Origin of the sequence: Modestobacter italicus (assembly GCF_019799965.1) — a bacterium.
In the GTDB taxonomy this organism is placed as follows: Bacteria; Actinomycetota; Actinomycetes; order Mycobacteriales; family Geodermatophilaceae; genus Modestobacter; species Modestobacter italicus_A.
This window is the reverse complement of record NZ_JABGCJ010000002.1, coordinates 381143-394192: the sequence shown is the minus strand read 5'-3', so window position 1 is coordinate 394192 and position 13050 is coordinate 381143. Positions and strand designations below refer to the sequence as shown.

The window sequence follows — 13050 nt, the reverse complement described above, 5'->3', positions numbered from 1 at the left end:
GACACGGTGCCGGAACCTGACGGACGGCGGTGGACGGACTGCCTACCGTCCGTCCATGCCCGAGCGCCGTCTCCCCCCGGTCCCCGACTCCACCGCCCGCCTGCACCAGCTGCGGCTGATCGCCGCCGCGCGGGTCAGCGCCTGCCGCACGACGTCGCGGCAGCAGGTCACCGACATCGTCCGGGTCACCGTGGACGACGAGGTGGACACCCGCACGTTCCGGGCGATCGTGGACGACGTCGCCGGCGACTCGCTGGGCTGACCGGGGCAGGCTCCCCCGCCAGTTCCAAGCTATAGCGCACCTCGGGGCTTGCGGCAAGCCCCGGGGTGCCGCGCAGAATCGCCGACCATGGCTCTGACCTGCAGCGATGCCGACGTGTTCGACCTCCCCGACCGCCTCGCCGCCAAGGCGGACCCGGCCCTGATCGCCGCCGACGCCGAGCACCTCACGGCGGTCGGCGCGACCCTCGCCGCCTCGGTCGCCGAGCTGTCGGCCCGCCTCGGCGCCGTCCGCCAGGCGCCCGGTGGGACCGGGCAGGCGGCGCTGGACCGCGATCTGGAGGTCCACCGGCTGGCCGCCCGGCTGCGCACCCTGCGCCGGTTCGGCCTGGACCTCTGCCTCGGCCGCATCGTGCACACCGAGGACCCCGAGCCGGTGTACGTCGGGCGCGTGGGCCTCACCGACCGCACGGGTCGCCGGCTGCTGGTCGACTGGCGCTCCCCCGCCGCCGAGCCGTTCTTCGCCGCCACCCACGCCCGGCCGATGGGCCTGGCCAGCCGGCGCCGGTACCGCTGGACCCGCGGCCGGGTCACCGACTACTGGGACGAGGTCTTCACCCCCGACGCGCTGGCCGGGCACGCCGCCCTCGACGACCAGTCCGCCTTCATCGCCAGCCTGGGCGCCGACCGCACCGACCGGATGCGCGACGTGCCCGGCACCATCCAGGCCGACCAGGACGCCGTCATCCGCGCAGGGTCGGCCGGCGCCCTGGTCGTCGACGGCGGTCCGGGCACCGGCAAGACCGTCGTCGCCCTGCACCGCACCGCCTACCTGCGCTACGCCGACCCGCTGCTCGGACCGGGGCGGGGAGGCGTGCTGTTCGTCGGCCCGCACCAGCCGTACCTGGCCTACGTCGGCGACGTCCTGCCCGACCTCGGCGAGGAGGGCGTGCAGACCTGCACCCTGCGCGACATCGTCCCCGAGGGCGCCGCGGCCGTCGAGGAGACCGATCCGGCGGTGGCCCGACTGAAGTCCTCCGCCGGGCTGGTGTCGGCGATCGAGGCCGCCGTCCGGTTCCACGAGGAGCCGCCCGCCCGGGGGACGACGGTGGAGACCGACGCCGGCGACCTGTGGCTCGGCGCCGACGACTGGGCGGAGGCGTTCACCGCCGCCGAGCCCGGCACCCCGCACAACGAGGCCCGCGAGGAGGTCTGGTCGGCGCTGCTGACGATCCTGGTCGACTCACACGGCGCCGCCCACGACGACGACGAGCTGCGCCGGTCCCTGCTGCGGGACCGGGAGCTGCGCTCGGCGTTCGACCGCGCGTGGCCGCTGGTCGCGGCGACCGACCTCGTCGCGGACCTGTGGTCGGTGCCGGCCTATCTGCACCGGTGCGCGCCGTGGCTCGGCCACGACGAGGTGCGGATGCTGCAGCGTGCCGACCCGCACCGCTGGACGGTGTCGGACCTGCCGCTGCTGGACGCGGCGCGGCAGCGGCTCGGCGACCCGGAGACGGCCCGCCGCAACCGGCAGCGGGCGGCCGCCGCCGCGGTCGAGCGCAGCCGGATGGCCGACGTCATCGACCGGCTGGTCGAGGCCGACGACTCGGAGCTGCTGCTGATGACCACGCTGCGCCACCAGGACCTGCGGGACGCGCTGGTCGACGACGCCGCGCTGCCCACGCCCGACCCGGACCTGCTCGCCGGCCCGTTCGCGCACGTGGTCGTGGACGAGGCACAGGAGCTGACCGACGCCGAGTGGCAGATGCTGCGCTCCCGTTGCCCCTCGGGCAGCTTCACCGTCGTCGGCGACCGCGCCCAGGCCCGGCGGGGCTTCCCCGAGTCCTGGTCGGAGCGGCTGTCCCGGGTCGGCATCGACCGGGTCACCGTGGCCTCGCTGACGATCAACTACCGGACGCCGGCGGAGGTCATGGCCGAGGCCCAGCCGGTCATCCGCGCCGCACTCCCGGACGCCAACGTGCCGACGTCGGTCCGCCGCACCGGGGTGCCCGTCCGGCACGGGACGGTCGCCGAGCTCGAGCCGCTGGTGGACACCTGGCTGGCCGAGCACGCCGACGGGGTGGCCTGCGTGATCGGCGCCCCCTCGTTCCCGCCGCGGCCCCGCGTCCGGTCGCTGGACCCGGTGCTGGCCAAGGGGCTGGAGTTCGACCTGGTCGTGCTGGTCGACCCGGCGGCCCTCGGCACCGGCACCGCGGGCGCGGTCGACCGCTACGTGTCGATGACCCGGGCCACCCAGCAGCTCGTCGTCCTCACGAGCCGCTGATCCCGGCGGAGGGCGACGGACGAGTCGGCCTGTACGCCGGGTTCTGTCCCCGGGCGCCTCGCGGCGTCCCGATGGGCGGCCATCCATCTAGGCCTGCCGTTGCCGGCAGGCTCGAGCGGTCCACCCGCAGGCTCGGGCGGGCAGCCCTCGATCGCCTGCGCAGGACGGCGGCGAGCCGCCGTCCCTTTTCGACCTTGCTCCGGGTGGGGTTTACCGAGCCACACCGGTCACCCGGTGTGCGGTGGTCTCTTACACCGCCGTTTCACCCTTACCAGTGCACGCACTGGCGGTCTGTTCTCTGTGGCACTTTCCCGCGGGTCACCCCGGGTCGCTGTTGACGACCACCCTGCCCTGTGGAGCCCGGACGTTCCTCGGCGGCAGGGTCTCCCCCGCCGACGCGACCGCCCAGCCGACTCGTCCGTCGTGCCGGCAGCCTACCTGCTGCTCATCCCCACCAGAGCCGGAAGCCGACCTGGCGCTGCCCGTCCTCGGTCAGGGTCGCCATGTCGACCTGTCGACGGGCCTGCTCCTCGACCGGGTCGTCGGACAGTGCCGCCAGGTACCGGCGGTGCTCGGTCAAGGAGGCGACGGCGGTCTCGACCGCGTCGCCGACGTCGACGACGTGTGGCGGCGGGCGCTCGACGGTGTGGACGGCGACGTACTCCACGCCCGACCACGGCGTCTCGGCGAGGTCGGGGAAGATCCACTCGTTCGCCGCGTCGGCGACCGCGTCGAGCACCGAGCGGCTGAGCGCCCGGTGGTCCGGTGAGTTCAGCGCACCGGGCGACACCTCGGGCGCGGTCCAGGCGTCCCCGCCCCACATGGTGACCACCAGGTCCGGGCGGTGCCGGCGGATCGCGGCGGCCAGGTCGCGGCGCAGCCCGAGGTCGGCGACCAGGACGCCGTCCCGGTGGTCGAGGAACTCCACCTCCGAGACCCCCACCACCGCCGCGGACCGGCGCTCCTCGTCCTCCCGCAGCGGGCCGGCCTCGGCCGGCGGCAGCCCGGCGATGCCCGCCTCCCCGCGGGTGGCCAGCAGGTAGTGGACCTCCTTGCCGGCCGCCGTCCAGACCGCGACGGCCGCTGCTGCCCCGTACTCGATGTCGTCGGGGTGGGCGGCGACGACCAGCGCGCGGTGCCAGTCGTCGGGGAACGGGAGGGGTGCCATGGCCGCGAGTCTGCCCCGCTCAGCGCGTCGGTGCGGCCGCTGGCTGCTCCGCCTGCCGGGGACGCTGCTGGGCCTGGCCGGGGGCGGCGGCGCGGACCAGCCAGAGCACCAGCAGACCGCCGACGATGCCGGCGGTGCCGCTGACCAGGAAGACGTCGTGCAGGCCGCTGGCGTAGGCGCTGCCCAGCAGGTCGGCCAGGCCGGCCCGGTCACCGGCGGGTGCTGAGCCGATCAGCTGACCGGCCTGACCCGCGGTCAGCGCGGAGGCGGTGCCAGCCGGGTCGGCCGCGCCGCCCTCACGCAGCACCGTGGCCGCCTGGGCGGTGAAGACGCTGCCCAGCACCGCCACCCCGAGGGCGAAGCCCAGCTGGCGGGAGGTGTTCACCGCGCCGGAGGCCATGCCGCTGCGCTCGCGCGGCACCGCGGCCAGCGCCGCCGAGGCCAGCGTCGGGTTGGCCACGCCCACGCCGATGCCCAGCACCGCCAGGCCGGGCACGAGGACGGTCCAGGAGGAGTCGGCGTCGACCAGGGCCAGCAGCAGCCCGGCGACGCCGATCACGACCAGGCCGCCGCCGACCACGAACCGCGGGGCCAGCGTCTGCAGGTAGCGGCCGGCGAATGCGGCGACGGTGAAGCTGAGCGCCGACAGCGGGATGAAGACCAGCCCGCCCTGCAGCGGCGAGAGCCCGAGCACCGACTGCAGCCACAGCGAGATGTAGAGGTTGTGCGCGAACGCCGCTCCGTTGAGCAGCAGGGCGCCCAGCATGATGCCGGTGAAGGAGCGGTTGCCGAACAGCGAGACGTCCAGCATCGGCGCCCGGCGGCGCCGCTCCACCAGCACCCAGGCGACCAGGACGAGGACGCCGGCGGCCAGCGGACCGGCCGCGACAGGGGCGCTCCACCCGTCGGCGGCGGCCCGCACCAGCCCGAAGACGACGCTGCCGGCGCCGAGGGTGAACAACACGATGCCCGGGACGTCGGGCCGGGGGGCGTTCGGCTGGCGCGCCTCCTGCACCGCCATCAGGGTGACCACCACGCCGAACACGCTGATCGGCAGGTTCACGAAGAAGATCCAGCGCCAGTCCAGCTCGGTGAGCAGCCCGCCGAGGATGGGGCCCAGCGCGGCGGCGGCACCGACCACGGCACCCCAGACGCCGAACGCCGTCCCCCGGTCGCGCCCCTCGTAGCTGGTGTTGATCAGCGCGATCGTGGTGGCCAGCATCGCCGCGGCGCCGATCCCCTGCACCGCTCGGGCGACGATGAGCAGCTCCGCGCTCGGGGCGAGCCCGCAGGCCAGCGAGGCCGCGGCGAACAACCCCAGGCCGGTCAGGTACACCTTCCGCCGGCCGTACAGGTCGGCCAGCGAGCCCGCTCCCAGCACGAGCGCCGCCAGCGCGAGGGCGTAGACGTCGACCACCCACTGCAGCTGGCCGAAGCTGGTGTCCAGGTCGGTGGCCATGTCGGGCAGGGCGACGTTCACGATGGTGACGTCGATGAGGAGCATGAACGTGCCGGTGCAGACCGCCACCAGCGGCAACCACTTGCGCATGCCGTCCACTCTGACGGTTGGCTCGGACAACACGCCCGCCGACCCGGTCGTCGTGACGGGATCCTCCATCCGAAGCGGACGTGGTGCAGGATCATGGTCGTGATCGACGCCACGGACCGCCAGATCGTGCACGCCATGCAGGTGGACGGCCGGGCGCCCTTCAGCCGGGTGGCCGGTGTGCTGGGGGTGTCCGAGCAGACGGTGGCGCGGCGCTGGCGACGGCTGCGGGCCGACGGCGTGGTCCGCGTCCTCGGGCTGGCGACGCCGGCCGCCACCGAGCCCAGCTGGCACATCCGGGTGCGGGTCCAGCCGGCCGCGGCCGGCGCGGTCGCCGAGGCACTGGCCCGTCGTCCGGAGGTCTCCTGGGTCAGCATCACCGCCGGGGGCGCGGAGATCACCTGTTCCACCCGGCCGCGCACGCCCCGCCAGCGCGACGCGCTGCTGCTGGACCGGCTGCCCCGCACCGTGCAGGTGATCGACCTGACCGCGTTCTCGGTGCTGCACGCCTACGTGGGCGGCGAGTACGAGTGGACCGGGTTCGAGGACCCGCTGACCGACGACCAGCTCGCAGCGCTGCGCCCTGCCCCGGCCCCGACGCCGACCAGCCCGCTGGCCCTGGACCCGGAGGACGAGCTGCTGTTCGCGGCGCTGGCCACCGACGGGCGGTTGAGCTACGCCGAGCTGGCCGGGGTCACCGGCTGGTCGGAGAGCCGGGTCGCCCGCCGCGTCGAGGCGCTGCGCGCGGCCGGTGCGTTGTACTTCGACCTGGAGATCGCCAACGAGCTGCTCGGTCACCCGGTCAGCGCGATGCTCTGGCTGGGGGTGGCCCCGGCGGACATCTCCCACGTGGGCGAGTCACTGGCCCGCCAGCCGGAGACCGGCTTCACCGCGGTGGTCACCGGGCCGGTGAACCTGATGGTGGCGGTCATCTGCCGGGACACCGCGCACCTCTACCGCTTCCTCACCGAGCAGGTGGGCGCGCTGCCGGTGCGCACGATGGAGACCTCCACCGTGCTGCGCCGGGTCAAGCAGGCCGGCAGCCGGATGGACGGCCCCCGGCTCACCGACCCCGAGCCCCCGCCCGCCCGCGGCCGCTGAGCCCCGCGAGGTCGATCAGCGGGCGCGGGCCACGCGGAGGGCCGCCCGGAGCATGGGCACCTGGAACGGGATCCGGGCCACCGCGACCGCCAGTTTCGCCTTCTGGTGGCGGAACACCCGCAGCGTCTGCGCGTGCGCGGGCAGGACGCCGACCAGCACCGCCACCGCCGCCCACCCCCCGGCCCGCCGGGTGGCCGGCACCGCCAGCAGCCCGGCGGTGACCAGTTCGACCACGCCGCTGCCCAGCACCCAGGGCCGGGCCGGGCCCAGCTCGGGCGGGATCATCCAGTCGTAGGCCTGCGGGCGCACCAGGTGGAACACCCCGGTGCCGGTCATCCCGGCGGCCATGACCAGTGCGCGCACGTCCCTCGGCATGGGGCACACCGTAGGCTCGGCGGCCGTGTCCGTTGCCGACCTCCTCATAGCCGCCGGGGTCGCCCTCCTGGCCGGCGGGATCAACTCGATCGCCGGCGGCGGGTCGCTGATCCTCTTCCCCGTCCTGGTCGGCCTCGGCCTGGGCACCGTGGCCGCGAACGTCACCAACTCGATCGCCCAGTGGCCCGGGTACATCGGCGGGGTGCTCGGCTTCCGCAAGGAGTACGCCGGCCAGCGCGGCCGGATGATCCGCTTCTCGGTGGTCGCCGTGCTCGGTGGCACGGCCGGCTCGGTGCTCCTGCTGACCACCCCGTCGGAGGCGTTCGACACCGTCGTCCCGGTGCTGGTCTTCCTGGCCAGCATCCTGCTGGCCTTCCAGCCGCTGATCACCAAGCGGCTCAAGCGCCAGGAGGGCGGCGTGGCCACCGCCGATCCGGTGTGGTTGTACCTGGCGCTCTTCCTGGCCACCGTCTACGGCGGCTACTTCGGCGGTGCGCTGGGGGTGATCCTGGTCGGCGTGCTGGGCCTGGGGCTCGGGCGGCTGAAGCTGGCCAACGCGATGAAGAGCGCCATCGCGCTGGTCACCGCGTCGGTGACCGTCGTGGTCTTCGGCATCTGGGGCCCGGTGGCCTGGGAGTACGTGGCGGTGTGCGCCCCGGCCAGCCTGCTCGGCGGCTTCCTGGGCGCCAAGGTGGCCACCCGCATCCCGAGCACGCCGCTGCGCGCGCTGATCGTCGTCTTCGGCGTCGCGGTCTCGGTCTACCTGTTCATCCGCGGCTGAGGCTGGCCCCCGTGCAGGGGCCCACCGCGAGCTTGTGAGCGGTGGGCCCCTGCACGAGGGGTCGTCCTGCTCACTCGCCGCCGCGGCCGGGCTCGCCGATGGCGATCATCGCCTCGACCGCGCGGCGGGCCCGGGCGGCGACGTCGGCGTCCACGTCGATGGCACCCTCGCCGCTGCGCAGCGTGTGCAGCAGCTTCGCCGGGGTGATCATCTTCATGTAGCGGCAGGCCGCCCGGTCGTTCATCGGGAGGAACTGCGTCCCGGTGTTCAGTGCCCGCAGCTGGTGCAGGATGCCCACCTCGGTGGCGACCAGCACCTGCGCCGCGCTGGTCGACGCCGCGGCCTCGGCCATGCCGCCGGTGGACAGCACCCGGGTGCGCTCGGCCGGCAGGTCACCGTGGCTGACCAGGTCCAGCACCGAGGTGGTGCAGCCGCACTCGGGGTGCACCAGGATCTCCGCGTCCGGGTGGGCAGCGATCCGGGAGCGGACGTCGGCGGGGCTGATGCCGGCGTGCACGTGGCACTCCCCCGCCCAGATCGAGATGTTCGACCGGCCGGTCACCCGCTTGACGTGCGCGCCGAGGAACTGGTCGGGCAGGAACAGGATCTGCCGGTCCGCGGGGATGGAGCGGACGACGTCGGCGGCGTTGGACGACGTGCAGCAGATGTCGGTCTCGGCCTTCACCGCTGCGGTGGTGTTCACGTAGCTGACGACGACGGCGCCGGGGTGCTCGGCCTTCCACTCGCGCAGCTGCTCGGCGGTGATGCTGTCGGCCAGCGAGCAGCCGGCGGCGTGGTCGGGCAGCAGCACGGTCTTGTCCGGGGACAGGATCTTCGCCGTCTCGGCCATGAAGTGGACGCCGCAGAACACGATCTCCCGGGCGTCGGTCTCCGCGGCCACCCGGGACAGGTACAGCGAGTCGCCGGTGTGGTGGGCGACGTCCTGGATCTCGGGCACCTGGTAGTTGTGCGCCAGGACGACGGCACCGCGCTCGTCGGCGAGCCGGCGGACCTCGGTGGCCCACACCTCGTACTCGGCGGCGCTCATGGTGCGCTCGTCCCCGACGAGGGTGGCTGGCGCTGTCGTGACGGTCATGCGGGTGCTCCTGGCTGGCGGCTGGTCACCTGTCGGACACAGTGTCCACGCTCCCGGGCCGGTGCCGACGGGCGCGACCTGCGGGTGGTGCGGCTGGGTCAGCCGAGGTGGCTGGTGTCGTTGACCAGCCGCACGGTGGCGCGGCCGTCGGAGGACCAGGTCACCGTGGACAGCGAGGCCGCCTCCAGGAACACCCGGTGCACCACGTCGTCGGCCACCCCGAGCCCGGCGGCCAGCAGCAGCTTGATCGGCATCATGTGGCTGACCAGCAGCAGGGTCTTGCCGGCGTGCCGCTCCAGGATGCGCGCGCGAGCACGGGCCACCCGGGCGGAGACGTCGGCGATCGACTCGCCACCGGGTGGGCGGACGTCGGTGGCCCCCGACCAGCGCCGGAACGCCAGCGGGCTCTTCTGCTGGGCCTCCGCGGCGGTCAGCCCCTCCCAGGCGCCGAAGTCCAGCTCGCGCAGGTCGGTGTCGACCTCGACCGGGACGCCGAGCACCGCGGCGGCGGCCTCGGCGGTCTGCCGGGTGCGCTGCAGCGGGGAGCTGACGATCACGTCGATGCCCCGGCCGGCCAGGTGCTGGGCCGCGGCGGCCGCGTCGGCCCGGCCGAGCTCGGACAGCGGAAGGTCGCTGCTGCCGCTGAACCGGCGCTCCGGGGTGTGCTCGGTGCGCCCGTGCCGCAGCAGGTGCGTCAGCGTGGTGACCACCGGCGCGGGCTCGGTGGCCGGCTGGACGTCGTCCTCGACGACGACCGGCTCGGCGGCCAGATCCCGGCGCACCGGCTTGCCGTCCATCGCGCTGTTGGCGAGCGCGTCGGCGGCCCCGTTCTGCGCGCGGGGCACCCAGGTGTAGCGCACGGAGCCGAGCTGCCGGGCGATGTCCCGGGCCTGCACGGCCAGCGCCTTCATGTCCGGGTGCTTGATCTGCCAGCGGCCCGACATCTGCTCCACGACGAGCTTGGAGTCCATCCGGACCTCGACGCTGGCGGTGGGGTCCAGGTCGAGCACCGCCTGCAGCCCGGCGACCAGGCCGCCGTACTCGGCCACGTTGTTCGTCGCGCGGCCGACCGACTCGGCCCGTTCGGCGAGCACCCGGCCGGTCTCGGCGTCGCGGACGAGAGCGCCGTAGCCGGCCGGCCCCGGGTTGCCCCGCGACCCGCCGTCGGCCTCGACGATGACGCGCCGGGTCACAGCCCGGACTCGGCGGTGCGGACCAGCACCCGGCCGCAGTTCTCGCAGCGCAGCACGGTGTGCGGGTCGGCGTTGCGGTAGGAGGCCAGCTCGGTGCCGTAGAACTCGATCCGGCAGCCCTGGCAGCGGCGGGCCTTGAGCTCGGCGGCGCCGGTGCTCCCGGTCTGCGCGGCGACCCGGTCGTAGACCTTGAGCAGGTCGGCGGGGATGGTGGCGGCGACCTCGTCTCGGGTGGCCTGGTGGGCCGCGGTGGCCTCGGCGATCTGCGCCAGCGCCTCGTCCCGTGCCTGCTCGGCCTGCTCCTGCTGCGCCTGCGCGCCAGCCAGCCCGCCCTGGGCGGTGGCCAAGGCGGCGTCGGCGGCCTCGCGGCGCTCCATCAGCTCGAGCACCTGGTCCTCCAGGTCGCCCTGCCGCCGGTTCAGCGACTCCAGCTCGTGCTGCAGGCCGGTGATCTCCTTGGGCGTGGCCCCGCCGGAGTCGATCCGCGCCTGGTCCCGCGCGGCGCGCTGCCGCACGGTGTCGACGTCGGCCTCCAGCCGCTTCTGCTCGCGGTCGAGGTCGCGCACCTCGGTCTCGGCCCGGACGACGTCGTCGGCCAGGGCCCGCTGCGCCTCCACGGCGGCCTCGACGGCGGCGAGCTCGGGGAGGGTGCGCTTGCGGTGGGCGAGTTGCGCGAGGGCGACGTCCTCCGCAGCGAGGGCCAGCAGCTTCTGCTGGACGAAGTGATCAGCCTGCACCCGGCCAACCTACCCGCGTGCGGGGGGCGCGGAGACACACCGGGGCGCATCGCCTCCCCGAGGGGGCGGGTCAGCCGGTCGTGCCCCCGACCTGCCAGGTCCACGGGTCGGTGGGCCGGGCAGAGACGGTCACCTCGACCCGCGCACCGAGGTCGCGGTGCAGCAGGTCGGCGGCGCAGGCCAGCCAGGGGTGCTCGGAGGCGAAGTGCGCCACGTCGCACAGCGCGGGGCCGTGGCCCTCTGTCGCCTCGGACACCGTGTGGTGCTTCAGGTCGCTGGTCAGGAAGACGTCGGCGCCGGCCGACGTCGCCGCCCCGAGCAGGGAGCTGCCGCTGCCCCCGCAGACGGCGACGGTGTGCACGAGGCGCTCGGGATCACCGGCGATCCGCACACCACCGGGCGTGGCGGGCAGCGCTGCGGCGACCCGTTCGGCGAACTCGCGCAGGGTCACCGGCCGCGCCAGCTCACCCACCCGGCCCAGCCCCGCCCGGCTGGGCGTGGAGGCGCTCTCGAAGAACGTGTAGCCCGGGTCCTCGTAGGGGTGCAGGTCGCGCAGCGCGCGCAGCACCGCGTCCCGGCGGGACCGCGGGACGACCATCTCCAGCCGCACCTCCGGCACCCGCTCGAGGTGGCCCTCCCGGCCGATCGCCGGGTGCGCCTCCTCACCGGGGATGAACGTCCCGGTGCCGGTGGTCTGCCACGCGCAGCGGGTGTAGTCGCCGATCACCCCGGCACCGGCCGCGGAGAGCGCGTCGACCAGCTCGTCGGTGTCCCCGACCGGGACGAAGACGACGAGGGTGTCGGTGTCCGGCGCCGGCACCGTCTCCAGCGGCCGGGTGTCGACCAGGCCGAGCGTGGCCGCGAGCGCGTCGTTCACCCCGTGGTCGGCGGCCCGGTCGGCGTTGGTGTGCGCCACGAACAGGGCCGTGCCCGCACGGACCATCCGGTGCACGAGCCGGCCCTTGGGGTCGCTGGCCGGGACGCCGTGCACCGGCGTCAGCAGCAGCGGGTGGTGGGTGACCAGGAGGTCGACCCCGGCGGCGATCGCCTCGTCGACCACCTCGGTGGTCGGGTCGACGGCGAACATCACCGACCGGACGGGCTCCTCGGGGTCACCGCAGACCAGGCCGACGGCGTCCCAGTCCTCGGCCAGCGCCGGGTCGTAGCGAGACTCGAGCGCGGCGATCACCTCGCCGAGGGCGACGCCCGGGAGCGGCAGCTCCCGGACCTGGGCCGTCGTCGCCTCGTCGGACACCGGGAGAGCCACGAGATCGGACTGTAGGTCAGCACGCCGGACCCGGCCTGTTGTGCGCGACATACCTGCCGGGGGCGCGCTGAACGGGTGCCCGGACGGCTCGGGGGCGGTGGTGGTCATCGCACGGTCTTCGTCGTCGGTCCCGCGGTCGGATTGCCGGCCGGGCTCATCGGGCCAGCCGGACCGGGCCGGCCCCGATGGGGGTGCGCACGAGGAGGTAGGGGTAGCGGCGTCCGTCCACGCCTCCGGAGTACCGGGCCTGCCTGTGCAGCTGGTTGGCGGTGACGTAGAGGTGGCCGTCGGCGGCGACGGACATGGTGTCCGGCCAGAGCAGCCGCGGGTCGTGCAGCACCGTCTCGATCGTGCCGTCGGGACGGCGGCGCAGCACGGCGTTCTGCTCGCCCGCGGTGGCGTAGAGGTTCCCGGCGTCGTCGGTCTCCAGCCCGTCGCCGGCGCTGCCCTTGTCCCCCTCGTCCACGACGGTGGCCGCGACCGCGTCGTCGTCCAGGCTCCGGTCGAGCAGGGCGTCGGTGGCCACGCTGTACCAGTGCCGGGCGGCGAGCGGGCAGTACCAGAGCCGCTCGCCGTCGGCGGAGATGGCGATGCCGTCGGCGCCCATGGCGACCGGCTGCGGCTCGGCGTCGGGCTCGGGCTGCTCCAGGAACGGCCGGCCCTCGACCATGAGGAGCAGCTCCGGCGGGGTGACCGCCTTGGTGGAGGGGTGGTCGCGCAGCCGCCGCCAGGACTCCCCGGTCGCCAGGTCGACCACGATGATCGCGTTCTCGCCGGAGTCGGCCGAGTCGGTGATGTAGGCGACGCCGGCCTCCCCGCGCCGCAGGTCGAAGCGGACGTCGTTGAGGTAGGTGGTCTCCAGCGCGACCTCGCGCGGGAAGACGATGGTCTGCACCACCGTGTCGGTGCTCAGGTCGATGCAGACCAGCTTCGGGCCGCCGACCTGGGTGGGCTGGAACAGCGGGGAACCGGTGTCGAGCACCCAGAGCCGGTCGGCGGGGTCCACGACGATGCTCTGCACGCTGACGAACGCCGCGCGGTCGTCGTCCGAGCCCGGGTCGTTCCAGGCCTGGTCGGGGAAGGCGACGACCTGGCCGTCACGGATCTCGGCGACGGTGGACTCCACGTCGTCGCCCCACTTGGGGAAGTTCACGAAGACCCGGCCGGTGTGCGAGACCGAGACGCCGGTCGGCATCGGCCCGTCCGTGAAGGCGTGCACCACCTCCAGCTCGCCCAGGGTGCGGTCGGTCTGCAGCTCGCCGGCGTTCTCGGTCATGGACCTG

At 74.6% G+C, this 13050-nt stretch carries 12 protein-coding genes and 1 other RNA gene; 4 read left to right on the top strand and 9 right to left on the bottom strand.

From position 1 onward, the window contains the following. Positions 1-55: 55 nt before the first annotated feature. Positions 56-262, top strand: coding sequence for a hypothetical protein (locus HLA93_RS05935; protein ID WP_222193368.1), 207 nt, complete (start codon positions 56-58; stop codon positions 260-262). Between the two features lie 87 nt (positions 263-349). Further along, positions 350-2503 carry an RNA polymerase recycling motor ATPase HelR gene (helR, locus tag HLA93_RS05930; RefSeq protein ID WP_222193366.1) on the top strand — a complete coding sequence of 718 codons (2154 nt, stop codon included), beginning with the start codon at positions 350-352 and terminating at the stop codon, positions 2501-2503. Positions 2504-2519: 16 nt separating this feature from the next. On the opposite strand, the gene rnpB is transcribed toward helR, so the two are convergent. From rnpB to HLA93_RS05915, 3 genes are all read right to left on the bottom strand, one after another. Beyond that, an RNA gene (rnpB, locus tag HLA93_RS05925) (RNase P RNA component class A) lies at positions 2520-2920 on the bottom strand. A 28-nt stretch (positions 2921-2948) separates the two neighbouring features. Next, positions 2949-3671, bottom strand: a complete 723-nt coding sequence (locus HLA93_RS05920) for a PIG-L deacetylase family protein (RefSeq protein WP_222193365.1) — start codon at positions 3669-3671, stop codon at positions 2949-2951. Between the two features lie 19 nt (positions 3672-3690). Further along, positions 3691-5220: an MFS transporter gene (locus tag HLA93_RS05915; RefSeq protein WP_222193364.1), complete on the bottom strand. Its 1530-nt coding sequence runs from the start codon at positions 5218-5220 to the stop codon at positions 3691-3693. A 99-nt stretch (positions 5221-5319) separates the two neighbouring features. On the opposite strand from HLA93_RS05915, the gene HLA93_RS05910 reads away from it, so the two are divergent. Further along, entirely contained in the window at positions 5320-6318 is a 999-nt protein-coding gene (locus tag HLA93_RS05910) for an Lrp/AsnC family transcriptional regulator (protein WP_222193363.1), read from the top strand. Positions 6319-6333: 15 nt separating this feature from the next. Here the strand turns inward: HLA93_RS05910 and HLA93_RS05905 are convergent, their stop codons facing one another. Further along, a complete protein-coding gene (locus HLA93_RS05905; protein ID WP_246625830.1) occupies positions 6334-6693 on the bottom strand; it encodes a DoxX family protein in 360 nt (119 codons plus the stop codon). Between the two features lie 25 nt (positions 6694-6718). On the opposite strand from HLA93_RS05905, the gene HLA93_RS05900 reads away from it, so the two are divergent. After that, entirely contained in the window at positions 6719-7474 is a 756-nt protein-coding gene (locus HLA93_RS05900) for a sulfite exporter TauE/SafE family protein (protein WP_222193362.1), read from the top strand. A 70-nt stretch (positions 7475-7544) separates the two neighbouring features. Here the strand turns inward: HLA93_RS05900 and nadA are convergent, their stop codons facing one another. From nadA to HLA93_RS05875, 5 genes are all read right to left on the bottom strand, one after another. Next, positions 7545-8570, bottom strand: coding sequence for a quinolinate synthase NadA (nadA, locus tag HLA93_RS05895; RefSeq protein WP_222193361.1), 1026 nt, complete (start codon positions 8568-8570; stop codon positions 7545-7547). Positions 8571-8668: 98 nt separating this feature from the next. Next, positions 8669-9763, bottom strand: coding sequence for a bifunctional RNase H/acid phosphatase (locus HLA93_RS05890; protein ID WP_222193360.1), 1095 nt, complete (start codon positions 9761-9763; stop codon positions 8669-8671). Then, positions 9760-10500: a zinc ribbon domain-containing protein gene (locus HLA93_RS05885; RefSeq protein ID WP_222193359.1), complete on the bottom strand. Its 741-nt coding sequence runs from the start codon at positions 10498-10500 to the stop codon at positions 9760-9762. Before HLA93_RS05885 ends, HLA93_RS05890 begins: the two co-directional genes overlap by 4 nt. 70 nt (positions 10501-10570) lie before the next feature. Next, complete coding sequence (locus HLA93_RS05880; protein WP_308127962.1) at positions 10571-11767, bottom strand: Nif3-like dinuclear metal center hexameric protein; 1197 nt, start codon at positions 11765-11767, stop codon at positions 10571-10573. Between the two features lie 154 nt (positions 11768-11921). After that, a complete protein-coding gene (locus HLA93_RS05875; protein WP_222193356.1) occupies positions 11922-13043 on the bottom strand; it encodes an L-dopachrome tautomerase-related protein in 1122 nt (373 codons plus the stop codon). Positions 13044-13050 lie beyond the last annotated feature (7 nt).